This window comes from Sodalis sp. RH14, assembly GCF_047324285.1.
Taxonomy (GTDB): domain Bacteria; phylum Pseudomonadota; class Gammaproteobacteria; order Enterobacterales; family Enterobacteriaceae; genus Acerihabitans.
This window is the reverse complement of the sequence record NZ_CP178739.1, coordinates 5,939,594-5,964,384: the sequence shown is the minus strand read 5'-3', so window position 1 is coordinate 5,964,384 and position 24,791 is coordinate 5,939,594. Positions and strand designations below refer to the sequence as shown.

The 24,791-nt window shown below is 56.4% G+C and carries 19 protein-coding genes; 13 read left to right on the top strand and 6 right to left on the bottom strand.

Annotated features, from left to right (window positions below; translation table 11 throughout):
• Window positions 1-58: 58 nt before the first annotated feature.
• The gene (gene ppc, locus ACL2XQ_RS27110; protein WP_410012693.1) at window positions 59-2,698 is read left to right on the top strand and encodes a phosphoenolpyruvate carboxylase; all 2,640 of its coding nucleotides are present in this window, start codon (window positions 59-61) and stop codon (window positions 2,696-2,698) included.
• A gap of 80 nt (window positions 2,699-2,778) precedes the next feature.
• Here the strand turns inward: ppc and metF are convergent, their stop codons facing one another.
• The 4 genes from metF to metB form a co-directional block, all read right to left on the bottom strand.
• Window positions 2,779-3,690 (bottom strand): methylenetetrahydrofolate reductase, encoded by a 912-nt coding sequence (metF, locus tag ACL2XQ_RS27105; protein ID WP_413731534.1) that lies wholly within the window; start codon window positions 3,688-3,690, stop codon window positions 2,779-2,781.
• Window positions 3,691-3,880: 190 nt separating this feature from the next.
• Window positions 3,881-5,068, bottom strand: coding sequence for an ankyrin repeat domain-containing protein (locus tag ACL2XQ_RS27100; protein WP_413731535.1), 1,188 nt, complete (start codon window positions 5,066-5,068; stop codon window positions 3,881-3,883).
• 227 nt (window positions 5,069-5,295) lie between these two features.
• Window positions 5,296-7,731, bottom strand: coding sequence for a bifunctional aspartate kinase/homoserine dehydrogenase II (locus ACL2XQ_RS27095; protein ID WP_413727400.1), 2,436 nt, complete (start codon window positions 7,729-7,731; stop codon window positions 5,296-5,298).
• A gap of 2 nt (window positions 7,732-7,733) precedes the next feature.
• The gene (gene metB / locus ACL2XQ_RS27090) at window positions 7,734-8,894 is read right to left on the bottom strand and encodes a cystathionine gamma-synthase (protein WP_410012697.1); all 1,161 of its coding nucleotides are present in this window, start codon (window positions 8,892-8,894) and stop codon (window positions 7,734-7,736) included.
• Window positions 8,895-9,218: 324 nt separating this feature from the next.
• Between metB and metJ the strand changes: the two genes are divergently transcribed.
• Together metJ and ACL2XQ_RS27080 are read left to right on the top strand one after the other, a co-directional pair.
• Window positions 9,219-9,536 (top strand): met regulon transcriptional regulator MetJ, encoded by a 318-nt coding sequence (metJ, locus tag ACL2XQ_RS27085; RefSeq protein ID WP_410012698.1) that lies wholly within the window; start codon window positions 9,219-9,221, stop codon window positions 9,534-9,536.
• A 658-nt stretch (window positions 9,537-10,194) separates the two neighbouring features.
• Complete coding sequence (locus ACL2XQ_RS27080; RefSeq protein WP_413739903.1) at window positions 10,195-11,352, top strand: ankyrin repeat domain-containing protein; 1,158 nt, start codon at window positions 10,195-10,197, stop codon at window positions 11,350-11,352.
• 171 nt (window positions 11,353-11,523) lie between these two features.
• Here ACL2XQ_RS27080 and rpmE read toward each other — a convergent pair whose 3' ends face one another.
• Window positions 11,524-11,739 (bottom strand): 50S ribosomal protein L31, encoded by a 216-nt coding sequence (gene rpmE, locus ACL2XQ_RS27075; RefSeq protein ID WP_162367573.1) that lies wholly within the window; start codon window positions 11,737-11,739, stop codon window positions 11,524-11,526.
• 202 nt (window positions 11,740-11,941) lie between these two features.
• Between rpmE and priA the strand changes: the two genes are divergently transcribed.
• From priA to rraA, 7 genes are all read left to right on the top strand, one after another.
• Window positions 11,942-14,137 (top strand): primosomal protein N', encoded by a 2,196-nt coding sequence (priA, locus tag ACL2XQ_RS27070; RefSeq protein WP_413739902.1) that lies wholly within the window; start codon window positions 11,942-11,944, stop codon window positions 14,135-14,137.
• A gap of 252 nt (window positions 14,138-14,389) precedes the next feature.
• Window positions 14,390-15,433, top strand: coding sequence for a DNA-binding transcriptional regulator CytR (cytR, locus tag ACL2XQ_RS27065; protein ID WP_413729111.1), 1,044 nt, complete (start codon window positions 14,390-14,392; stop codon window positions 15,431-15,433).
• A 79-nt stretch (window positions 15,434-15,512) separates the two neighbouring features.
• Window positions 15,513-16,649 carry a cell division protein FtsN gene (gene ftsN / locus ACL2XQ_RS27060; protein ID WP_413739901.1) on the top strand — a complete coding sequence of 379 codons (1,137 nt, stop codon included), beginning with the start codon at window positions 15,513-15,515 and terminating at the stop codon, window positions 16,647-16,649.
• 88 nt (window positions 16,650-16,737) lie between these two features.
• Window positions 16,738-17,286, top strand: a complete 549-nt coding sequence (gene hslV, locus ACL2XQ_RS27055; RefSeq protein ID WP_410012703.1) for an ATP-dependent protease subunit HslV — start codon at window positions 16,738-16,740, stop codon at window positions 17,284-17,286.
• Window positions 17,279-18,610 carry an HslU--HslV peptidase ATPase subunit gene (gene hslU, locus ACL2XQ_RS27050; RefSeq protein ID WP_410012704.1) on the top strand — a complete coding sequence of 444 codons (1,332 nt, stop codon included), beginning with the start codon at window positions 17,279-17,281 and terminating at the stop codon, window positions 18,608-18,610. The genes hslV and hslU overlap by 8 nt, the downstream gene beginning before the upstream one ends.
• Before the next feature lie 92 nt (window positions 18,611-18,702).
• Complete coding sequence (locus ACL2XQ_RS27045; protein ID WP_410012705.1) at window positions 18,703-19,620, top strand: 1,4-dihydroxy-2-naphthoate polyprenyltransferase; 918 nt, start codon at window positions 18,703-18,705, stop codon at window positions 19,618-19,620.
• Between the two features lie 100 nt (window positions 19,621-19,720).
• Complete coding sequence (gene rraA, locus ACL2XQ_RS27040) at window positions 19,721-20,206, top strand: ribonuclease E activity regulator RraA (protein ID WP_162367566.1); 486 nt, start codon at window positions 19,721-19,723, stop codon at window positions 20,204-20,206.
• A 61-nt stretch (window positions 20,207-20,267) separates the two neighbouring features.
• On the opposite strand, the gene zapB is transcribed toward rraA, so the two are convergent.
• Window positions 20,268-20,507, bottom strand: a complete 240-nt coding sequence (gene zapB / locus ACL2XQ_RS27035; RefSeq protein WP_410012706.1) for a cell division protein ZapB — start codon at window positions 20,505-20,507, stop codon at window positions 20,268-20,270.
• Between the two features lie 504 nt (window positions 20,508-21,011).
• On the opposite strand from zapB, the gene ACL2XQ_RS27030 reads away from it, so the two are divergent.
• The 3 genes from ACL2XQ_RS27030 (at window position 21,012) to glpX (ending at window position 24,558) form a co-directional block, all read left to right on the top strand.
• Complete coding sequence (locus tag ACL2XQ_RS27030) at window positions 21,012-21,869, top strand: MIP/aquaporin family protein (protein ID WP_413739900.1); 858 nt, start codon at window positions 21,012-21,014, stop codon at window positions 21,867-21,869.
• 39 nt (window positions 21,870-21,908) lie between these two features.
• Window positions 21,909-23,423, top strand: coding sequence for a glycerol kinase GlpK (gene glpK, locus ACL2XQ_RS27025; RefSeq protein WP_410012708.1), 1,515 nt, complete (start codon window positions 21,909-21,911; stop codon window positions 23,421-23,423).
• A gap of 124 nt (window positions 23,424-23,547) precedes the next feature.
• Window positions 23,548-24,558, top strand: coding sequence for a class II fructose-bisphosphatase (gene glpX, locus ACL2XQ_RS27020; protein WP_410012709.1), 1,011 nt, complete (start codon window positions 23,548-23,550; stop codon window positions 24,556-24,558).
• The last annotated feature ends 233 nt before the right edge of the window (window positions 24,559-24,791 follow it).

Below are 24,791 nucleotides of genomic sequence, written 5' to 3'. Positions count from 1 at the left end.
GGGTGATTTACGTCATTCGGGTGAAATAAATTTTCAGGTGAGTTGGATCAGGGTCCTTATGAACGAACAATATTCGGCAATGCGAAGCAACGTTAGTATGCTCGGGAAACTTCTGGGCGACACCATAAAAGATGCGATGGGCGAGAATATCCTGGATAAGGTAGAGACCATCCGCAAGCTGTCAAAGTCCTCCCGTGCGGGTAGCGAAACCCATCGCCAGGAACTGCTTTCCACTTTACAGAACTTATCCAATGACGAGTTGCTGCCCGTGGCACGCGCCTTCAGTCAGTTTTTGAACCTGACCAATACCGCGGAACAGTTCCACGTCATTTCCCCCCACGGCGAGGCGGCGAATAACCCGGAAGGCCTGGGTAAGGTCTTTGCCCGTCTGAAAGAGAATAACGCGCTGGATGATAAAGATATTCGCGCCGCGGTGGAGTCACTGTCAATCGAACTGGTATTAACCGCCCATCCCACCGAAATTGCCCGCCGCACCCTGATCCATATGATGGTTGAAGTCAACAGCTGCCTGAAACAGCTGGATCACAGCGATCTGGCGGACTATGAGCGTAAACAGATTATGCGGCGTCTGCGCCAGCTGGTGTCGCAATACTGGCATACGGACGAGATACGCAAAAACCGTCCATCGCCGGTGGACGAGGCAAAATGGGGTTTCGCCAATGTGGAAAACAGCCTGTGGGAAGGCGTGCCGCAGTATTTGCGCGAACTGAACGAACAGCTGGAAACGGTGTTCGGTTATAAACTGCCGGTGGAGAACGTGCCGGTGCGATTTACCTCCTGGATGGGCGGCGATCGGGACGGCAACCCCAACGTCACCGCCGATATCACCCGGCGCGTGTTGTTGTTAAGCCGCTGGAAAGCCGCCGATCTGTTTATCCGCGACATCCAGGTACTGGTATCCGAGCTGTCGATGACGGAATGCACGCCGGAGCTACGGGCATTGGCCGGCGGCGACGAAATCCAGGAACCTTATCGGGTCATCATGAAGCGGTTGCGCGCCCAATTGATCGGCACCCAGAACTGGCTGTCGGCGAAACTCAGGGGCGAGCTGGTGCTGCCGCCGGAAGATCTGCTGGAGCACAACGATCAGCTTTGGGCGCCCTTGTTTGCCTGTTACGAATCGCTGAAAGCCTGCGGCATGGGCATTATTGCCAGCGGCCAGTTGCTGGATACCCTACGGCGTATCAAGTGCTTCGGCATCCAGCTGGTGCGTATCGACGTGCGCCAGGAAAGCACGCGTCACACGGAAGCGTTAAGCGAAGTCACCCGCTACCTGGGGCTGGGGGATTACGAAAGCTGGTCTGAAAGCGATAAACAGGCGTTTCTGATCCGCGAATTGAACTCCAAACGCCCGCTGTTGCCCCGTCATTACCAGCTCAGCGACGAAACCCGCGAGGTGCTCGATACCTGCCGGGTGATCGCCGACGCGCCGGAAGGCTCCATTGCCGCCTATGTCATCTCCATGGCCAAGACGCCCTCCGATGTGCTGGCGGTACATTTGCTGCTAAAGGAAGCCGGCTGCCAGTTTATCCTGCCGGTGGCGCCGCTGTTTGAAACCCTGGACGATTTGAATAATGCCGATGAGGTGATGAGCCAGCTGCTCAGCATTGACTGGTACCGCGGCATTATCCAGGGCAAACAGATGGTCATGATTGGCTATTCGGATTCGGCCAAGGATGCGGGGGTCATGGCGGCCTCATGGGCGCAATACCGCGCGCAGGACGCGTTAATCAAAACCTGCGAAAAAGTGGGCATCGCCCTGACGCTGTTCCACGGCCGCGGCGGCTCTATCGGCCGTGGCGGCGCGCCGGCCCACGCGGCCCTGCTGTCGCAACCCCCGGGCAGCCTGAAGGGCGGCCTGCGGGTGACCGAACAAGGCGAAATGATCCGCTTTAAATTCGGCCTGCCGGAAGTGGCCATCAGCAGCCTGGCGCTGTACACCGGTGCGATCCTCGAAGCCAACCTGCTGCCGCCGCCGGAACCGAAGCAGGAATGGCGCGCCCTGATGGACGACCTTTCAACCACCTCATGCAATATGTATCGCGGCTACGTGCGTGAAAACCCCGATTTTGTACCTTACTTCCGTTCGGCTACGCCGGAGCAGGAACTGGGTAAACTGCCCCTGGGCTCGCGCCCGGCCAAACGGCGTCCCTCCGGCGGCGTTGAGAGCCTGCGCGCCATTCCGTGGATTTTTGCCTGGACGCAAAATCGCCTGATGCTGCCCGCGTGGCTGGGCGCCGGCGCGGCGCTGCAAAAAGCGGTGGAAGAAGGCAAACAAGATCAGCTGGAAGCCATGTGCAGCGATTGGCCGTTTTTCTCCACCCGCATCGGCATGCTGGAAATGGTGTTCGCCAAGGCCGACCTGTGGCTGGCGGAATATTACGATCAGCGCCTGGTGGAAGAAAAGCTCTGGCCGCTGGGTAAACAGCTGCGCAAGCAATTGGCGGACGACATTAACGTGGTGCTGACCATTGCCAACGACGATCATTTAATGGCCGATCTGCCGTGGATTGCGGAGTCCATCGCGCTGCGCAATGTTTATACCGACCCGCTGAATGTACTGCAGGCTGAATTGTTGCATCGCTCGCGCCAGCAGGAACACCCCGACCCACGGGTCGAGCAGGCGCTGATGGTGACCATTGCCGGCGTGGCGGCGGGAATGCGTAATACCGGTTAATGTGAAACCCTGATCTCAATACCCTGAAGCCGGACCTGTTATGGTCCGGTTTTTTTATGATTGCCGGGTGAAGATGCTTTTTAACGCGCGGACGGGGCGGTGGCTATCTGCGGCCGCACACCCAGGGTATGGCAGATGGCATAGGTTAAATCGGCGCGATTGAGGGTATAAAAGTGAAAATCCTTCACCCCTTCCCGGCTGAGGATTTTCACCATGTCCATGGCAATGGACGCGCCGACCATTTTGCGCGTCTCGGCATCGTCGTCCAGTCCTTCGAACATACTGGTCATCCAGTTAGGGACCTTGACATTGGTCATGGCGGCAAAACGCTGCAACTGTTTAAAATTGGAGACCGGCAGGATACCGGGCACAATTTCGGTGTCAATCCCGGTCGCCACGCAGCGATCGCGAAAGCGCAGGTAACTTTCCACATCAAAAAAGAATTGGGTAATCGCCCGGTTAGCGCCCGCGTCCACTTTCTTTTTCAGGTTAATCAAATCCGATTGCGCGCTTTTCGCTTCCGGGTGTACTTCTGGATACGCGGCCACGGAGATATCAAAATCGCCGACTTTTTTCAGCAATGTCACCAGATCGGCGGCATACATGGCTGGCGCCCCGCTGCCGGGGGGTAAATCCCCGCGCAGCGCCACGATATGACGGATACCGCTATGCCAGTAATCCTCGGCGATTTTTTTCAGCTCGTCCGGGGTGGCGTCGATACAGGTCAGGTGGGGCGCGGCCTCCAGGCCGGTGCGCTCCTTGATATCTTTGATAATGCTATGGGTGCGGTCGCGCTCGCCGGAATTGGCGCCGTAGGTCACCGAGACAAAGGTGGGCTTGAGGGCGCTTAGCCGGTCGATGGAATGCCACAGGGTTTGCTCCATATCACTGGTGCGCGGAGGGAAAAACTCAAACGAGACATTAATGCTGCCCTGTAATTCAGCCAGGTTTTGGTTCAGGGCTTCCCGCTGATTGGCGTGAAAAAAACTCATACCTTTTCCTCTTAACGCGTGTGATGGTTCACTAACACTCTACGCCGGTGGTGGTCCGTTGCGATCGGTTGTTTTATGCGTCTATACGTTTAGACGGCTAAATAGAATTTGACTGAAATCGTTAGTGGAGTCAACAAAATCATTTGGCAGGATGGGGAGTAATCTTCACGCATTATGAAAAAAATTCACTTTATCCGCCGCTGTGATGTTCAACCGATTCTGATGTCCGAGGCCGCCGGTCGCGCAGTCGTCTTTGTTCTAATAAACGTACAATATCGGCAAATCCTCCGGAATGCGCTATTTGTTGCGGTGTCCACAGTCCGCGGTTGCGGGCATCAATATTTATCTTTGACGCAGTAAGTAATCTGTCGACTGTTTCTTTGGCGCCTTTTATCACCGCAATATGCAAAGCGGTGTCGCCCCGACGGTCCTCAATATTTACATCGGCCAGGGTTTCCAGCAGATCCGGCAAGATATCATCATTGCCGCCCAGCACGGCGGTATGCAGCAATTCGCGACACCGTTGGTCTTGCTGGCACAGAATAATATCATTTCTTTTTAACAACCGGCGAACCATTTCATTTTGTTTCTTGAAAATTGCTTTCATTAAAGCAGTGTTACCGTTCTGGTCAACAATATTGACATCCGTGTTTTCATTTTTACATATAGCGTCGAACACCTCAACATTACCGGCATCGACGGCAAAATGGAGAGCGGTGGCGCCTGAATTATATTTATGCGAGAGGGCGAATACAAAATCATATTCTCCAAAACCATAAATACCTCTATCACTGATATCATAACTAATATTCATGTTAATGCCAGGCGCATTGATCAGCTTATTAACCGCAACAATATCTTCCTTTTTTACCGCCATCAGCAATGGCGTGAATCCTGTAAGATTTTTGGTATTAACATCTATCGTTCCTGGCTCTAAAAGGGCTTCCATTACTGTAGGTTGATTAGCATTCACCGCTTCATGCAATAGCGTATTACCCGTTTCATGATCAATGCTATGGTCGAGGTTCTGGCCCAGCTTGATAAGAGTACGCAAGGCACTATCATCGCCACTGGCGACCAATTGAAAATAAATTTCCGATTTAGACTTTTCCTGTAATAAATTCAGAATACGTTGAGATTCCGCCTCGAAATCTGGCGTCGTCTGTGACAATCGGATCAAGTCCGGCACCGGCAGCCTACCCAAAATATCGCCGATAATCTCCTTGGGCAATCTATCAAAATAGAGCGCGATGCAGTTATTTTTTATGCTAACACATGATTTCAGCCCCGGGATACAGTCGTTCTGTTGCTGTAGAGGTTTGAGATTAGTCTTGATGATACTAAGGGATTCGGCCTGCAATTGATGGCATCCATTCATCCTTTGACAACTCCTTTTATTATCTACTGACGATGGGTATTACCCGCTATATTTACGGCAATAAGTAAAATACACAATATGATAAATTTCAGAAGCAGACAAAAAATTAATGAATTTTCAAAGCTAAGGTTATACTTCGTTTAATTAAGCAGATACCGAATTCTGCTCAATAGAGGGGGAGATAAACACAGGTAGCAGCGGGCGGATTTCTCCGCCCGTGAATGGCATTATAATAATTGCGCCAGCCGGTTCAAATCCGACTGGATGGCGCCGGCGGTAACATCCCGGCCCGCGCCCGGCCCACGGATGACCAACGGGTTATCGCGGTACCAGCGGCTTTCGATGGCGAACACGTTATCGCAAGGCAGCAACGACGCCAGCGGGTGCTCGGGACGTACCGCCTCCACCCCGACCCGCGCCTTGCCGTTGGCGTCAAAACGCGCCACATAGCGCAGCACCAGGCCCATCTCATTCGCCGCCTCCAGACGTTGGACCATTTGTTCATTAAGGGCATGGCCGTCCTCAAAAAACTGATCCACCGACCCGAGCACGCTGTCGGGCGATACCAGCGATTCCACCCGCACGTGGTTCGGCTCGATTTCATAACCCGCTTCGCGCGCCAGGATCACCAGCTTGCGCATCACGTCCTGGCCGGATAAATCCACCCGCGGATCGGGTTCGGTCAGCCCCTGCTGCCAGGCCTGTTCCACCAAATCGGTAAAAGGCACCGTGCCGTCGAATTGCAGAAAAAGCCAGGAAAGGGTACCGGAAAAAATGCCGCTTATGGACAAGATGCTGTCGCCGCTGTCGCGCAGATCGCGCACCGTATGGTTAACCGGCAGGCCGGCGCCCACGGTGGCGTTGTATAACCAATGACGACCGGTTTTGGCAAAGGCGTCGCGGATCTGGCGGTAGTTGTCACCGCTGGAGGCGCCCGCCAGCTTATTGGCGCTGATAACGTGAAAACCATAGCTGGCGAAATCCAGATATTGTCCGGCCAGCGCTTCGCTGGCGGTGACATCGAGCACCACCAAATCATCATAGGGATGGGCGCGCATCCATAAAAACAGGTCTTCCGGCTCCTGCTCGACGGCCTCATCATGAAAGAAAGCCAGCGCCCGGCTGGCGTTCAGCCCGTCATAGCTGAGCAGGCTGCGCCGGCTGTCCACCACGCCGCTGAGGATAAACTCAAAACCAGTGCGCGCCGACAGGCTTTCCTGCTCGCGGGCGAACAACTCCAGCCAGCGCGAGCCGATATTGCCTTTGCCGAACAGGATCAGGCCGATGCGCTTTTCGGCGCGGAACAACGAGGTGTGCAATCCCTGCACCACATGTTCGGTGGGACCGACGCGCAATACCGCCACCAGGCTGATGCCGTCCTCCGCCTGCCAGAAAAATTCCACCGGCTGATATTTTAACTGTTGGTAAAAACGATGGCAGTGCAGCGGGTTTTTAGTAACCCCCGCGCCGACCATCGCCACCAGCGCCAGTCCTGCGCGCAGCTTAAGCTCTCCCGGCAGCTCAGCCTGCTGCAGGGTCTGGAACACGCTATGGACCAGTTCGGAGGTATAGCACAGCTGCAACAGCCGCCGATCGCGATGAACGCCTACCGCCAGCGGCTTGATTTGCGCGCGCTTTAACGCCTGGTCGAGTTCTTTCTGCGCCAGGGAAAAGTCGTGCTGCGGCGCAATGGTCAGCTCGATCAGGCAGACATCGTCGTGGCTGGTGACGATTTTCGCCCCGGTGCCGGAAGCCAGTACCCGCTCGATACGTGTAGACCCCTGTTCCGGCTGATAGCTGCAGCGCAATAACAGATCGATATCGCTGCCGGATACCGGCTGCAGGGTGCGGGTATGCAATACCGGCGCCGCCAGGCGCGCCAGCTCGCTGGCTTCGTCCAATCGCAGCAGGGGCAGCAGGCAGGCGTCTTTCACCTTGCGCGGATCGGCGCTATAGACCCCGGCCACGTCGCTCCAGATGGTCACCCTGGCCACACCGGCCAGCGCGCCGATTTGGGTGGCGGAATAGTCGCTGCCGTTACGCCCAAGCAATACTGTTTCCCCGGCCTGATTGCGGCAGATAAAGCCGGTGACCACCAGACGTTTGCTGGGGTATTGGGTCAATAGCTGCTGTAATAAGGGCCATGAACGCCCTTCGTCTACCTGCGGCTGGGCGGCATATTCAGCGCGCAGGAAATCCCGCGCGTCCAGCCAGACCGCCTCGATATCCTGGCAGTTGAGTACCGCCGCCATAAGACGCGCCGACCAGATTTCACCGTGGCCGACCACTTCCGCATACACGCTATCGGTCACCGCGCCGTCCAGCAATACCGCCAAACGCTCCAGATCACGGATAAATTCCGTCATCATCGCATCCGCCAGGTCGGGCGGCAGCAGGCCGGCGAACAGTTGCTGCTGGTAGCGGCGCAGGGTCTGCTGGACCTGATGCGCGGAAAGGCGATCGGTTTGGCTCAGCTTAAGCCAGCTGATCAGCTGGTTGGTGGTGGAGCCCGCCGCGGAGACCACCATTAAATCACCGGGTTGGCTGTAATCGGCCATAATGCCCGCGACCCGTTGGTAACACTTCACATCGGCCAGACTACTGCCGCCAAACTTGTGCAGTTGCCTGCCGGCCAAGCGTACCGTCGTTCCCAGAGCACTCATAACTACCTCTTCGCCGCCGCCTGGAAAGCCTGTTCCAGATCGGCAATTAAATCTTCGCTGTCTTCGATGCCGACGGACACCCGCAATAATGTTTCCGATATACCGGCCGCAGCGCGTGCCGCAGGCGCCATACCCGCGTGGGTCATGGTGGCGGCATGGGAAATCAGGCTCTCTACGCCGCCAAGGGATTCCGCCAGGGTAAATAATTCCAGGCTGGCTAAAAAGCGGCGCAGCACGGATTCATCGCCGTTCACTTCAAAGCTGAGCATGGCGCCGAACCCTTTTTGCTGGCGACAGGCGATTTCATGACCGGCATTGTCCGGCAGGCCGGGGTAATATAATTTTTTCACCAGCGGCTGCTGTTGCAAATAGGCCACGATATCCAGGGCATTGCTTTGCTGCTGGCGTATGCGCGGCGCCAGGGTGCGGATGCCGCGCAACAAAAGATAGCTATCGAAGGCGGCGCCGGTCACGCCGATGTTATTGGCCCACCAGGCAAGCTCGGTGGCGAGCGCGTCGTCCTTGGCTATCACCGTGCCGGCCACCACGTCGGAGTGCCCGTTAAGGTATTTGGTACAGGAGTGCACCACCAGATCGGCCCCCAGGGCCAGCGGCTGCTGCAGGGCCGGGCTCATAAAGGTATTATCCACCACGCACAGGGCGCCCGCCCGATGGGCGGCCTGGCATATAGCGGTGATGTCCACCACCCGCAGCAGCGGGTTGCTGGGCGTTTCGATCAGTACCAGCTTGGGTTTTTCGTCAAGCGCCGCCTGCAACGCCCCCGCATCCCCCTGATCGACAAATTTGACCCGGTACGCGCCGCGTTTGCTCAGACTGTCGAACAGGCGATAGCTGCCGCCGTAGCAATCATGCGGCGCCACCAGCAGATCGCCGGGTTGCAGGAATACGGTACAGACAAGATGTATCGCCGACATGCCGCTGCTGGTCATCACCGCGCCCGCGCCGCCCTCCAGTTCCGCCAACGCGCGCTGCACCACATCCCGGGTCGGGTTACCGCGCCTCGAGTAATCATGCACGCGCGGTTGATTGAAGTCGGTAAAGTTATAGGTGCTGGAAAGGGTGATGGGGGGAACGACGCAGCCGAACTGTTCATCATTATTTAACCCGCTGCGAACTGCGATGGTGGCCTGCTTACGCGTCATGTACTCGCATCCTGACTGTGTGCGTGAGAGTGAAGGTCAAAGAGTAAACCGCCCGGCGATAGACGTCAATACATCTGGACATCTAAACTTCTTTGCGTATAGATTGAGCAATGCATTAATAACAGCTAAAATTATGCGGGTTTTAAGTGTTAAAATCTAACTGACTTTTTACCGCAGCCGCCAGGCCAGGTCGAGGGCGGGGTGATAGGAAAAGTTGATAAATCGCAAAATAAGCGGGCATACGGTAGTGAGAGACAGACAGTTACGGCATAATCTGCCCGTTTTTAGCATATTATATTCATTTGATGAGAGTTAAGGTATCCCATGGCGGAATGGAAAGGTGAGTATGTCAGCCCTTATGCTGAACATGGTAAAAAAAGCGAGCAGGTAAAAAAAATTACGGTATCCATTCCGCTGAAGGTTCTCAAAATCCTGACCGACGAAAGAACCCGGCGCCAGGTCAACAACCTGCGGCATGCCACCAATAGCGAACTGCTTTGCGAGGCGTTCCTGCATGCGTTTACCGGCCAGCCGCTGCCAGACGATAACGACCTGCGTAAAGAACGTAGCGACGAAATTCCCGAAGCCGCCAAGGAGCTGATGCGCGAAATGGGCATCAATCCCGACACGTGGGAATACTAACCCCGGCCAGGTAAAGACAGCGCGTGGCGAAGGCTTCGCGCTAGCGCCATCCGCGCGCGGGCAATCGTTGCCTGCGTCCCCCGTTGCCTGGCATAAATGCCTGTGCCGTTGCACGCTGCTGGTCGTTAACTGACGGGCATTAACATTATAAGCGGCTCCCTTTACCCTCCGCCCAACTCTAGCCGGCCGCAATAATGAAAAAAAGCCCTTCAAAATCAGAAAAATAAATTCACCCCATTCCTGCGTGCCTGTCGGGGGACGCCGCCATCGTCGCATAGCCGCGATAAAATAAGCTGATTTCCCTGTTGTAACCATTATCATAAAAATCCTTGTATCCTATAGGCTTAACATTATGCATCCTTTTTGTTTACCTATTTCCGGGGCCCCTGCGCCAATCTGCTTATTTTCGACGCAACGCCGTTTGCCATATTCTCAGGAGATATCGTTGCCTCAACACTTCCTCAAAAAAATACAATCGGTAACGTCATGGCCGGAAACACTGTCTCGCCCCGGCGGCCGGGTGAAGAAAAAGGCGCAAGCCCTCGCCGGGCGCGCGATCGTGCATAGCCAAGGCGTGGACATGGCCCGGGCATTTGCTGCGCGCCCTATCCTCCAGATAAAAAATGTCGTTCCGCCTTCCGGGCCGGATTTCGCCGCCATGCCATCCGAAATAAAGGCCGCTATTTTCCGCAACCTGGACTTGGGTGATTTGCTTAATGTGATGAGATTGGGCGGTATCGACCGGGACGAGGCGCTTTTTGCGTTTCGGCGCATTGAAAAAACTGCGCTGGCGCAGCAAATATTTGCCCAAGTTTGCCAGGGAAATACGCGAATAGTGCCGTTTTGCCAAGCCATGGCCTTGGATATCGCCACGCTCACTAAAGCAGAAAATGACAGGACGCTGTTAATGGAGGCGATCCGGCATCATCATCCCGTTATCGTCAGACAACTGCTTGCGCTGCCGAAAATAGACGTCAATGCCGCCGATCGGAATAGACTCAGCGCCCTGCATTTTGTCGCCCTGAACAATGATGACGCTATCAGCGCGCAACTGCTGGCCCAGCCCGACGTTAATATCCACGCCGTTAACCATCTCGGTTCAACGGCGCTGCATTGCGCCGCCGCGTTCGGTCATGTCGCCGTGCTGGAGTTACTGCTGGCAAGGCGGGAGATTAACGTTAACGCCGGCGATCATATCGGTGCCACCCCTCTGCACTATGCCGCCATGACTCTCGGTCCGGCGGATGTTGCAAAGGACATGCTTGCCGGGAAAATAACGGCGATACAACAATTGCTGGCCACCCCTGGCATTGATGTGAACCGTTGTGATAACGACGGCTGTACCCCCTTGCAACTCGCGGCCAAGGACGGTCTTGATCCCATCGTTCACCGGCTGCTGTCCGCGCCCGGGATTAATGCTGATTGCGCCGACAGCCTCGGCTACACGGCGTTGCTAAGCGCGCTGGCCCTGTTGCGCACCGATATCGCTATCCGCTTGATTGCATTGCAGGACATCGATATCAATTCCGCCCAGGCTGAAGGTTGGACAGCGCTGCATTATGCCGCGGCCCAAGGCAATACCGTTTTGGTGGACCTTCTGTTGCGCAAACCCAATATCCAGATCAACAGGCGCCAGAATGACGGATGGACCCCGTTGCATTGCGCCGTCCTCAATGGTCATACCCAGGCGATAAGACGTTTGCTTGACGAGCCGGATATCGATATTAAAGCCACGGATAATTATGGCTGCAACGCATTATTCTATGCGTTAATCCGGCGCGAAGGCGGCATTACCAGGCTGCTGAAAGAAAGGTAACGACCAGCGCGGCACTTTTCTGCGGGGGGCTTGAACATCAAGGGCGATCAACACAGCGGGGCGGGCGCGTTCTTTTCCTGCCGTTAAAAAACGAAGCCCCAGCCTTGCGGCCGGGGCTTCGTTAAACAGCAAAAGTCACACTGGGTGATTTTTGTGCTGTCGGTCAGGCAATTATTTTTTACTGACCGGAACGCTGAAACGTTTGTTAAAGCGATCAACACGTCCGCCGGTATCAACAACACGTTGTTTACCGGTGTAGAACGGATGGCAGGCGCCGCAAACGTCCAGGGTCAAATCGTGGCCCAGGGTGGAGTGGGTCTTGATAACGTTACCGCAAGAACAGGTTGCAGTAATTTCTACGTATTTCGGATGGATATCTTTTTTCATGGAAAACCTCGTCGTAAGGCCGCGTCGCTATCCAGTCTTCTTCCGCCGGACACCACGCGAAGGGAGTTGAGTTTCTCTAATGCCGGATGGCACCAAAGGCGGCGAATCATACAGAATGCCGCCGGGCTTTGCAAACACATCCGTGCATTGAAGGCGACACAGTGTACACTATCAGCGCAATTTTTCCACCCTGGATGAGTCGATGCCTGTTGTTCACGTTGCGCTACCGGTGCCATTGGCACGCACGTTCGATTATCTTTTGCCCGGCCATCTGCGCCCCGCGGTGGGTGGGCGCGTCCGCGTTCCCTTTGGACAACGCCACGCCATCGGCATCGTCACCGGCATCAGCGAAGAAAGCGAACTGCCGCTGGATAAACTCAAAAGCATCACCGACGTGCTTGATGAATATTCCCTATTCCCGCAAAGTCTGTGGCGGATTCTGAACTGGGCCATCGGTTATTATCATTACCCGGTCGGGGAAGTGCTGTTCCACGCGTTGCCGGTATTGATTCGCCAGGGCAAAGCGGCGGAAACGGCGCCGTTATGGCAATGGTTCGCCACCGAGCAGGGACGCGCGACGGCGCTTGACACCCTGAAACGGGCGCCGAAACAGCAGCAGGCGCTGGCCGCCCTGTTGCAAGGCCCTGTCTACCGGCATCAGGTTGGGGAACTCATGCTGGCCGACAGCGCGCTGCAGGCCCTGCGCGCCAAGGGGTTGAGTGATTTACGTTCCAGCCCCGCCGCCGTCGGCGACTGGCGCGAGAGTTATCGGGTCGAGGGGGAACGACTGCGGCTTAATACCGAGCAGGCCACCGCCGTCGGCGCCATCCGCAGTGAAGACGATCGGTTCGCCGCCTGGCTGCTGGCCGGGGTTACCGGCTCGGGCAAGACAGAAGTCTATTTGACGGTGCTGGAAAATATCCTGGCCAAAGGCAAGCAGGCACTGATCCTGGTGCCGGAAATAGGCCTGACCCCGCAGACGATTGCCCGCTTTCGTGAACGCTTTCACGCGCCGGTGGAGGTGCTGCATTCCGGTTTAAACGACAGTGAACGCATGGCGGTCTGGCTGAACGCGCGCAGCGGCGAAACGGCGATTGTCATCGGCACCCGATCGGCGCTGTTTACGCCCTTTGCCCGCCTGGGCATTATCGTTATCGACGAAGAGCATGACAGCTCTTATAAACAACACGAGGGCTGGCGTTATCATGCCCGCGACCTGGCGGTATTCCGCGCGCGCGAAGAAAACATTCCCATTGTGCTGGGGTCGGCGACGCCCGCGCTGGAAACGCTGTATAACGTCCAACTGAAAAAATACCGCAGCCTGACGCTTGGCAAACGCGCAGGAAACGCCAGGCCCGCCACGCAGCAGTTGCAGGATCTGAAGGGACTGGCGCTGACCAACGGCATGTCGCAGCCGCTGTTGAAAAAAATGCGTACCCATCTTGATGCCGGCAACCAGGTGATGCTGTTCCTAAACCGGCGCGGCTTCGCCCCGGCGCTGTTATGCCACGAATGCGGCTGGATCGCCGAATGCCAGCGCTGCGATCATTATTATACCCTTCACCAGCAGCAGCGCCTGATGCGTTGCCATCATTGCGACAGCCAGCGACCGATCCCCAATCAATGCCCGCAGTGCGGTTCAACCCAGTTGGTGCCGGTCGGCCTCGGTACCGAGCAGCTTGAAGAAACGCTGACGGCATTATTCCCCACCACCCCCATTACCCGTGTCGATCGCGACACCACGTCGCGCAAAGGCGCGTTGGAACACCATTTGGCCGAAGTGCATAAAGGCGGCGCCCGTATTTTAATCGGCACCCAGATGCTGGCGAAAGGGCACCATTTCCCGGACGTCACGCTGGTGTCGCTGCTGGATGTGGACGGCGCGCTGTTTTCGGCCGATTTCCGCTCGGCGGAGCGGTTCGCGCAGCTCTATACCCAGGTTTCGGGACGCGCGGGGCGCGCCGGTAAACCGGGCGAAGTGTTCTTGCAAACGCATCATCCCGATCATCCGTTATTGCAGGTATTACTGCATGAAGGGTATATGGCTTTTGCGCTACAGGCGCTGGCCGAACGCCAGACGGTGCTGTTGCCGCCCTTTACCAGCCATATTCTGTTTCGGGCGGAAGACCACGATAACCAACAGGCCAGGCAGTTCCTGGAGCGCCTGCGCCAGTTGCTGGATGCCAGCCCGTTACGCGATGAGTCCCTGTGGCTGATGGGACCTATCCCGGCGCTACAGCCCAAACGCGGCGGACGTTTTCGCTGGCAACTGCTGCTGCAGCACCCTTCGCGCGCGCAATTGCAACGACTGGTCGCCGCCAGCCTGCCGCTGGTGGGCACCATGACCCAGGCGCGCAAGGTAAAGTGGTCGCTGGATGTGGATCCGGTGGATATTTAATCCTGACGGGGTTATCAGTATTTTGCGCATCACATTCGGATAATATTCAAAGTTTGTACCGGAACGATCTTTTTAGTCACTCAAGTAACGCACTATCTGATAGAAAAGACGGGCCAGGGGACCCTGGGATCGTCCCGTGCCGCCACGCGCGGCCGGCATCTTTCCGGGCGCTGGTGTTGAGGGTCGCACCGGAACACCGTATGGAACATGCGCGATAAAACGTGCCTATTGCGCTGACATCAGGAGAAAGATGTGGAATCTAAAAAGTTTGCCGGCCTGGCGACCATGAAGGATGTGGCGGAAAAAGCCGGCGTGTCGACAGCCACGGTTTCCAGGGCGCTCATGAATCCGGAGAAAGTCTCCGTCACCACGCGTAGAAAAGTCCAGCTCGCCGTAAGCGATGTCGGCTATTCCCCGCAGCCTCTCGGCCGCCAGGTAAAACGAAATGAAACCTGCAACCTGCTGGCCCTGGTGCCGGATATCTGCGATCCCTTTTTCTCTGAAATCCTGCGCGGCATTGAGGAAACCGCCGATGAAAACGGCTATCTGGTCCTGATTGCCGACTACGCCCACCAGCGCCCACATAAAAAAAGCTTCAGTGATTTGATCATTGCCAGGCAGATAGATGGTATGTTGCTGCTCGGGTCCGAGCCGCCATTTGCCATTGATATCGCAGAGCAGCAAAACCTGCCGCCGATGGTGATGGTCAATGAGTTTGTTCCGGAGCTTGCATTGCCCACGGTGCATATCGATAATCTTACCGCGGCCTATGAGGCGGTGGATTATCTGTTCAGCCTTGGCCACCAGCGTATCGCCTGCATTAGCGGCCCGGAGCATCTGACGCTTTGTCATTATCGGGTACAGGGGTATATTCAGGCGCTGCGACGTCATGGCATCCCGCCCGAAGATCATATTGTCATCCAGGGCGACGTGAGTTACGAGGCCGGCGCGGCGGGACTTAATGCATTAATTTCGCGAACGTATCCGCCTACTGCTATCTTTTGTCACAGTGATATCATAGCGTTTGGCGTTTTATCCCAGGCGAAGAAAATTGGGCTGGACGTGCCGGGGGATTTGTCCCTGGTCGGCTTCGACGATATAACGCTTGCGAAATTCTGCGACCCACCGTTGACTACCGTGGCCCAGCCGAGCTACCAGCTTGGCCGAGAGGCGTTATTGTTACTCTTGCAGCAGCTCAGGCAACAGGCGGTAGCGAATACCTCCCTGCTATTGGATAGCAAACTGATCGTCCGGGGCAGTACCGCCATGCCCCGCATAAAACGAAATGCGCTTTAGGACTACAGGCGCTGGTCAAATATTATTGCCTTCAGTAACATGACGGGCTGGTTACTTTCTCAAACTTAGCGAAACGACAGTGGCACAAAGAGACTATGTAGGCCGTGGAAGGACAAACACGCGGCGCAAAAAAACCAACAGTCGAAAAAAACGCACCTCTTCCGGCATCTCAAAGACCATGATCGCATTGGCCGTTGCCGTATTGATTACGTTTATTGGCGGTCTCTACTTTATTGCCCACAATAAGACGGAGGAGGCAGTCATTCTGCCGAGCCACGGCAACCATACCAGCAACGGCCTGCCGCCTAAACCGGAAGAGCGTTGGCGTTATATTAAAGAGCTGGAAAATCGCCAGATAGGGGTGCAAACTCCTACCGAGCCCACCGCGGGCGGCGAGGTGCAAACACCCGCCCAGTTGACCGACGAGCAGCGCCAGTTGCTTGAGCAGATGCAAGCGGACATGCGCCAGCAGCCGACCCACCTCAACGAAGTGCCTTATAACGACCAGGTGAAATCGTCGGCGGCAAATCACGCCCGTAACCAGCAGAACCAGCAGTCATTCCAGACGACGCCTGCGCCGCGTCCAACGCCTGCCGCCACGCCGGTACAACCGCGCCAGGTTTTCTCCGCGCCGGTTGAGCAACAGCCGCCGCGCCAGGCGCCGGCCGTACAGCAGGTGCAACAGCCGCCGCGCCAGGCGCCGGCCGCACAGCAGGTGCAACAGCCGCCGCGCCAGGCGCCGGCCGCACAGCAGGTGCAACAACCGCCGCGCCAGGCGCCGGCCGCACAGCAGGTGCAACAACCGCCGCGCCAGGCGCCGGCCGTACAGCAGGTGCAACAACCGCCGCGCCAGGCGCCGGCCGCACAGCAGGTGCAACAGCCTCATCAGGCGCCGGTGACCGCCATACAACCGGCGCCCCAGACGAAAACGGAAGCCCGCGCCGAACCCAAGGCCGAAGCGAAGGCGGAAAAAGAACCGGCGGAAAAAGCCCAACGCTGGCTGATCCAGTGTGGTTCGTTTAAAGCGATGGATCAGGCCGAGTCTATCCGCGCCCAGCTCGCCTTTGGCGGCATTGAAAGCCGGATCACCAGCAATGGCGGCTGGAACCGCGTCATGTTGGGCCCCTATTCCACCCGCGCCGGCGCCGATAAGTCGCTGCAAAATTTACGCGCGTCCGGGGTGTCAAATTGCATTCCCATTGCCAGTGGGGGTTGAAAACCCTTAATCCCACCCCATCTATACATTCAATATGTCTCATACTCATTATGAGACGCTTGAATCTATAGTTACCGGAGGGTTGCACGTGACAACAATCGTAAGCGTACGCCGCAATGGCCGTGTGGCCATCGGCGGCGACGGCCAGGCTACCCTGGGTAATACCGTGATGAAAGGGAATGTGCGCAAAGTCCGTACGCTTTACCATGATCAAGTGATAGCGGGTTTTGCCGGCGGCACCGCGGATGCCTTTACCTTATTCGAACTGTTCGAGCGTAAGCTGGAACTGCATCAAGGCCATCTGACCAAGGCGGCCGTGGAGTTGGCTAAGGACTGGCGTACGGATCGCATGTTACGCAAGCTGGAGGCCATACTGGCGGTGGCGGATGAACAGACGTCGCTTATCATTACCGGCAATGGCGATGTTATCCAGCCGGAAGACGATCTGATCGCCATTGGTTCCGGCGGGCCGTATGCCCAGGCCGCCGCGCGCGCCTTGCTTGATAACACCGAGCTTGGCGCGCGGGATATCGTGGAAAAAGCATTGACGATAGCGGGGGACATCTGCATTTACACCAATCAATTTCACACGATTAAAGAAATCACCTCCAAAGTGAAGGAGCCTGAAAATGTCTGAGATGACTCCACGCGAAATCGTCAGCGAACTCGACGACTATATTATCGGACAGCATAATGCAAAACGCGCGGTTGCCATCGCGCTGCGCAACCGCTGGCGCCGCATGCAGCTGGATGAAGCATTGCGTCATGAAGTGACGCCAAAAAATATCCTGATGATCGGCCCGACCGGCGTCGGTAAAACAGAAATCGCCCGCCGTCTGGCAAAACTGGCCAACGCGCCGTTTATCAAGGTGGAAGCCACTAAATTTACCGAAGTCGGTTACGTCGGCAAAGAAGTGGATTCAATCATCCGCGATCTCACCGACGCGGCGGTAAAAATGGTGCGCCTGCAATCCATGGATAAAAACCGCCAGCGCGCCGAAGAATTAGCGGAAGAACGCGTGCTGGATGTGCTGATCCCGCTGCCGAAAAATAATTGGGGCCAGCCGGAGGAGACCGCCGAACCGTCGGCGGCGCGTCAGAATTTCCGTAAAAAGCTGCGCGAAGGCCAGCTGGACGATAAAGAGATCGAGATAAACCTGGCCGCCGCGCCGATGGGCGTCGAGATTATGGCGCCGCCGGGAATGGAGGAGATGACCAATCAGTTGCAGTCGATGTTCAAAAACCTGGCCGGGCAAAAACAAAAACCACGCAAGATTAAAATCAAGGAAGCGCTGAAGCTGCTGGTCGAGGAAGAGGCGGCAAAGCTGGTCAATCCGGAAGAGCTGAAAGAGCTGGCTATCGAAGCCGTCGAACAGCACGGCATCGTATTTATCGATGAAATTGATAAAATTTGCAAACGCGGCGAAACGTCCGGCCCGGATGTCTCCCGCGAGGGCGTGCAACGGGATTTACTGCCGTTGGTGGAAGGCTGTACCGTCTCGACGAAACACGGCATGGTAAAAACCGACCATATCCTGTTTATCGCCTCCGGCGCGTTCCAGGTGTCCAGCCCGTCCGATTTGATTCCGGAGCTGCAAGGCCGGCTGCCGATCCGCGTCGCGCTTGAAGCCCTGACGACCAACGATTTCGAGCGTATCCTGACCGAACCCAGCGCTTCCCTGACGATTCAGTACAAAGCGCTGATGGCCACCGAAGGCGTCAGCATCGAATTCACCGCCGACGGCATCCGACGCATCGCCGAGGCCGCCTGGCAGGTCAACGAACGCACCGAGAATATCGGCGCCCGTCGCCTGCATACCGTGCTTGAGCGCCTGATGGAAGATATTTCCTATGACGCCAGCGAATGGGATGGTAAAACAATTTCAATTGATGCAGATTATGTTCGTAGCCATCTGGATGAGCTAATATCTGACGAAGATTTGAGCCGATTTATCCTGTAAGCGCCAAGGGGTAAACGACATCCGCAATGGGGGGCTCCGGCCTCCCGTTTTTTTTTGCCAAAACCGGGTATTACACATAAGATTCGTTAATTATGAGCGAAACCGTCACCATCAGCCCGACCAAAGCCTGGATGGTCAGCCTGCGCCTGCGCACGCTGCCGCTGGCGCTGGCCTCTATCGTCACCGGCTCGGCGATTGCCGGCTGGCAAGGCCATTTTAAACCCGGCGTCGCGCTGCTGGCGCTGCTTACCGCCGCGCTGCTGCAAATCCTGTCCAATCTGGCCAACGATTATGGCGATTCAGTGAAAGGCAGCGACGATCACGGCCGCATCGGGCCGCTGCGCGGTATGCAGATGGGCGTTATCTCCCGCGGGCAGATGAAACTGGCGTTGATTATCGCCATCGCCCTGTCGCTGATTTCCGGCGCAACGCTTATTGCCGTGGCCTGCGAAAAACCCGCCGATATCCTGGGTTTCCTGGCCCTCGGCGTACTGTCGATTATCGCCGCCATTACTTATACCATGGGTACGCGCCCCTACGGTTATATGGGCTTGGGCGATCTGTCGGTGCTGATTTTTTTCGGCTGGCTCAGCGTCGGCGGCAGCTATTATCTGCAAACCGGCGCCTTCCATACCATCGTGATGCTACCGGCTACCGCCTGTGGGCTATTGGCGGCCGCCGTGTTGAATATCAATAATCTGCGGGATATCGAAACCGATCGCCTGACCGGGAAGAACACGCTCGCGGTGCGTCTCGGGCCGCTGCGGGCGCGTTATTATCATGCGGGCCTGCTGGCGTGCGCGGTGTTGTGCCTGGCCGTTTTCACCCTGCTTGAGTTGCGCAACCTGGTAGGCTGGCTGTTCGCCCTGGCCGTGCCGGCGCTGTATATGCAGGCGCGTTATGTCCTGCACGAGCCAGACCCGTCAGGCATCCGTCCCATGCTGGAAAAAACCGTAAAATGCGCGCTGCTGATCAATATCCTGTTTGCCGTGGGGCTGCTGTTTAGCTAAACGTTTTCTGACGCGCATCAAGTTAACAATTGATGGTTTTGGCAACTGGCGCGAGAACGCGATATACTTTCCGCTCCAGCGGCAAACCGACGTAAATCCTATGAAATACGATACTTCAGAACTATGCGACATTTATCATGAAGACGTGAATGTTGTCGAACCTCTCTTCAGCAATTTCGGCGGGAGGACATCGTTTGGCGGGCAAATCGTTACCGTGAAATGTTTCGAGGATAATGGTTTGCTTTATGACGTGCTTGAAGAAAACGGCCTTGGCCGCGTGTTGGTCGTTGATGGCGGCGGGTCGGTCAGGCGCGCGCTGATTAATGCCGAGCTGGGCACGCTTGCGGTGCAAAACGAGTGGGAAGGTATCGTGGTTTACGGCGCGGTGCGCCAGGTGGACGATCTTGAAGAGCTTGACCTAGGCATCCAGGCCATGGCCGCCACGCCTGCCGGCGCCGCGAGCGAAGGCATAGGCGAGAGCGATATCCGGGTCAATTTTGGCGGGGTAACCTTTTTTTCCGGCGATCATCTTTACGCCGACAATACCGGTATTATCCTGTCGGAAGACGCGCTAGATCTTGAGTAATTGGCGGCAACGCGCAAAAGGGCGATCTGGCATCGCCCTTGTTGTTGCCCGCAAGCCGGCGTTACACTTCCTCCATCTTACTGAGCAATGCGCGTAAACGCTCTTGCCACACGCCCTGCTCCTGCTTCAACTGCTCATTTTCGTTAACCAGCGACTCGCGGTTGCTGGACGCTTGCTGAATTTCCTGAGCCAGACTGTTATTCTTCTCTTTCAATTCTTCAATTTCCATTTGCAACAGCGTGATGGTATCTATCGCCTGCTGTACCTTCGCTTCTAATTTTTCAAATACTTCAAAAGCCATTTCAGCCCCCTTAAGCCTACAAGGTGTAATCATGAATGGGAGCTACACGCCGGCGTGTAGCCCTTAAATCGTCTTGGCGTCAGCACCGCTACAGGCGCGTATCACATTGCCCCGGGTACAGCCTGGAGAGGGGATTTTATGTAGCGCCTCCCCCAGTGTCCAGCCGCAATCGTCTAAACGGCCGAATGAGTCGGTTATTGTACGCTATGAACCCAACGTGCAGCGGAAAGTTTTGCCGGCGATGAGATGCTCGTTTTAGCAATTAACACATTTTGTTAAAAAAGGTGATAGCCAGCACACAGAAATTTTGCCCATAACAGCCTAAATTAAGCGAATACGCTCATTTTTATGACGTACTGCACACAATTTGATTTCGATATTTCTCGTTTCTGCTCGTTAACGATAAATTTACAACATACCTACATGCCTTACTAGGTAAGATTTGATTCGGTAAGCAGACATGTCCACCGCTGCTACCCCACTTTTCGCCAGCAGGAAAAGATTATGAGCCAACAAAAAACTCCAACACTGAAAGGCCAATGTATCGCTGAATTTCTGGGCACCGCCTTGCTGATTTTCTTCGGCGCCGGCTGCGTTGCCGCACTGAAGCTGGCCGGCGCCAGCTTCGGCCAATGGGAAATCAGTATCATCTGGGGCTTTGGCGTCGCCATGGCGGTTTATCTTACCGCCGCCGTTTCCGGCGCGCATCTCAGCCCTGCGGTGTCCATCGCGCTATGGCTGTTCGCCAATTTCGAGCGCCGCAAGGTGGTGCCCTACATCGTTGCGCAAATGCTCGGCGCCTTCTGCGGCGCAGCGGTGGTCTACGGTCTTTACTACAGCCTGTTCATCGACTTCGAGCAGGCAAACCATATGGTCCGCGGCAGCGTGGAAAGCCTCCAGCTGGCCGGGGTATTCTCAACCTATCCTAACCCGCATATTTCCGTGATCCAGGCGTTTTTAGTGGAAACGGTGATTACCGCCATTCTGTTATGCCTGATCCTGGCCCTGACCGACGACGGCAATGGCATTCCCCGCGGCCCGCTGGCGCCGCTGCTGATCGGTATCCTTATCGCGGTCATCGGCGCATCCATGGGGCCGTTGACCGGGTTCGCCCTTAACCCCGCCCGTGATTTCGGTCCCAAGGTATTCGCCTACCTGATGGGCTGGGGCAAGGTAGCCTTTACCGGCGGCCGTGAAATTCCCTACTTCCTGGTGCCGCTGATTGCACCGATCATCGGCGGCTGCCTTGGCGCCTTTATCTATCGCTCGCTGATCAGCCCTTACCTTCCTTCTAATATTATCGAGGATGGTTTGGAAGAGACCCGCTCGGCAAACACAGCAAAATCCGAACGCAAAGCGTAATGCTTACTGTGCCAATGTTAACTTTTGCAGGAATCTATTATGTCATCAGATAAAAAATATATTGTGGCTCTCGATCAGGGAACGACCAGCTCACGCGCCATTGTCATGGATCATGACGCCAATATCGTCAGCGTTTCGCAGCGCGAATTCACCCAGATTTATCCCAAACCAGGCTGGGTAGAGCACGACCCGATGGAAATTTGGGCATCGCAAAGCTCGACACTGGTGGAAGTGCTGGCTAAAGCCGACATCCGCTCCGACCAGATCGCGGGCATCGGCATTACCAACCAGCGTGAAACGGCGGTGGTCTGGGATAAGGAATCCGGCAAGCCTGTTTACAACGCCATCGTCTGGCAGTGCCGCCGTACTTCGGATATGTGTGAAAAGCTTAAACGCGATGGCCATGAGGAGTACGTACGCAAAACCACCGGGCTGGTTATCGATCCCTATTTCTCGGGCACCAAGGTGAAATGGATCCTGGATAATGTCGAGGGCGCCCGGGAACGCGCCAAACGCGGCGAACTGCTGTTCGGCACCATAGATACGTGGCTTATCTGGCGCATGACCCAGGGTCGCGTGCACGTTACCGACTATACCAACGCCTCCCGTACCATGCTGTATGACATCCATAACCTGCAATGGGACGACAAGCTGCTGGAAATCCTGGATATTCCCCGCTCCATGCTGCCCGAGGTCCGTCCCTCGTCCGAAGTGTACGGCCAGACCAATATCGGCGGTAAAGGCGGGACCCGTATTCCCATCGCCGGTATTGCCGGCGATCAGCAAGCCGCGCTGTTCGGACAGCTGTGCGTCCAGCCTGGTATGGCCAAGAATACCTACGGCACCGGCTGCTTCCTGCTGATGAATACCGGCACCAAGGCGGTGCAATCGAAACACGGCCTGCTGACCACCATCGCCTGCGGACCGCGTGGGGAAGTCAATTACGCCCTGGAGGGCGCGGTGTTTGTTGCCGGCGCCGCCATCCAGTGGCTGCGCGACGAAATGAAACTGATAAGCGACGCCACCGATTCGGAGTATTTCGCCAGCAAGGTGAAGGATACCAACGGGGTGTACGTGGTGCCGGCGTTCACCGGCCTGGGCGCGCCGTATTGGGATCCCTATGCGCGCGGCGCGATATTCGGTTTGACCCGCGGCGTTAATGCGAATCATATTATTCGCGCCACGTTGGAATCCATCGCCTTCCAGACCCGCGATCTTCTTGACGCCATGCAGGCCGATTCCGGCGCCCGCCTGCAGTCCCTGCGGGTTGACGGCGGCGCCGTGGCCAATAATTTCCTGATGCAGTTCCAGTCCGATATCCTCGGCACCCGCGTCGAGCGTCCCGAAGTACGGGAAGTGACCGCACTGGGCGCGGCGTATTTGGCCGGCCTGGCGGTAGGCTTCTGGAGCGATTTGGAGGAGGTCAGGAGCAAGGCGATTATCGAGCGAGAATTCCGCCCAAGCATTGAAACGGTGGAACGCAACGTTCGCTATAGCGGCTGGCAAAAAGCGGTTGAGCGCGCCCGCTCATGGGAAGAACGCTCGGACGAATAATACCCCGGCCGGCACGTTTTTTTACCCTGGCCGCATTGCGCCGCGGTCCCCGCGCCCGGAATGCGCGCCAGGTGTGATAAACTTTGCGATAAACTTCTCTTAAGTGGATACGCAAGGTTTAAGCATGAAACGTGAATTAGCCATCGAATTCTCCCGGGTGACCGAAGCCGCCGCGCTGGCGGGCTATAGCTGGCTGGGCCGCGGCGATAAGAACGCGGCCGACAATGCGGCGGTTCAGGCCATGCGCATTATGCTCAACCAGGTGCAGATCGACGGCCGGATTGTGATTGGCGAAGGCGAAATTGACGAAGCGCCGATGCTTTTCATCGGCGAAGCCGTCGGCACCGGCCAGGGAGACGCGGTGGATATCGCGGTGGACCCTATCGAAGGCACCCGTATGACGGCCATGGGCCAGGCAAATGCGCTGGCGGTATTGGCGGTGGGTGAAAAAGGCGCTTTTCTGCATGCGCCTGATATGTATATGGAAAAGCTGGTGGTCGGCCCAGATGCCAAAGGCGCCATTAACCTTAGCCTGCCCCTGGACGAAAACCTGCGTAATATTGCCCATACGCTGAATAAGCCGCTTTCGCAGCTGACCGTGGCCATTCTGGCCAAACCCCGTCATGACGACTGTATTGCCGCTTTGCAGCGGCTTGGCGTGCGCGTATTTACCATTCCCGACGGCGATGTGGCCGCCTCCCTGCTTACCTGCATGCCGGATAGCGAAGTGGACGTGATGTACGGTATAGGCGGCGCGCCTGAAGGGGTTATCTCGGCGGCGGCCATCCGCGCGATGGATGGCGATATGCAGGGCCGGCTGTTGCCCCGCCATCAGGTCAAAGGCGACACCGCGGCCAACCGCCTGATAGGCGACGATGAGCTGGCGCGCTGCGCCGCCATGGGCATCAGCGCCAATACCGTGCTGACGCTTAACGATATGGCGCGCAATGACAACGTGGTCTTTTCCGCCACCGGCATTACCAAAGGGGATCTGTTAAACGGCATCACCCGCAAAGGCAACCTGGCCACCACTGAAACCTTGTTGATCCGCGGCAACAGCCGCACCATCAGGCGTATCGCCTCAACCCATTACCTTGATCGCAAGGATGCCGCCCTGCACCCCTTTATTCTTTAACCCGCGGATTTCGCGCCATGGCATCAATTGCAAAACGTATTGTTAACAATTACAGTCGTCCCGCTGGATGCCAAGGCTGAATTAGCCGATAATGACGCGTTCGCGGCGTAACAAAAAAGGTAGCGCAGGCAACCATGCCGGCGCTTACCGGATCCGCTATCATCACCAGCCGCTGTGACAGAGTGGAGAATCGTTAGCCGGTCCGGGTACCGGCCGGAAAGACCAAGGGGAAA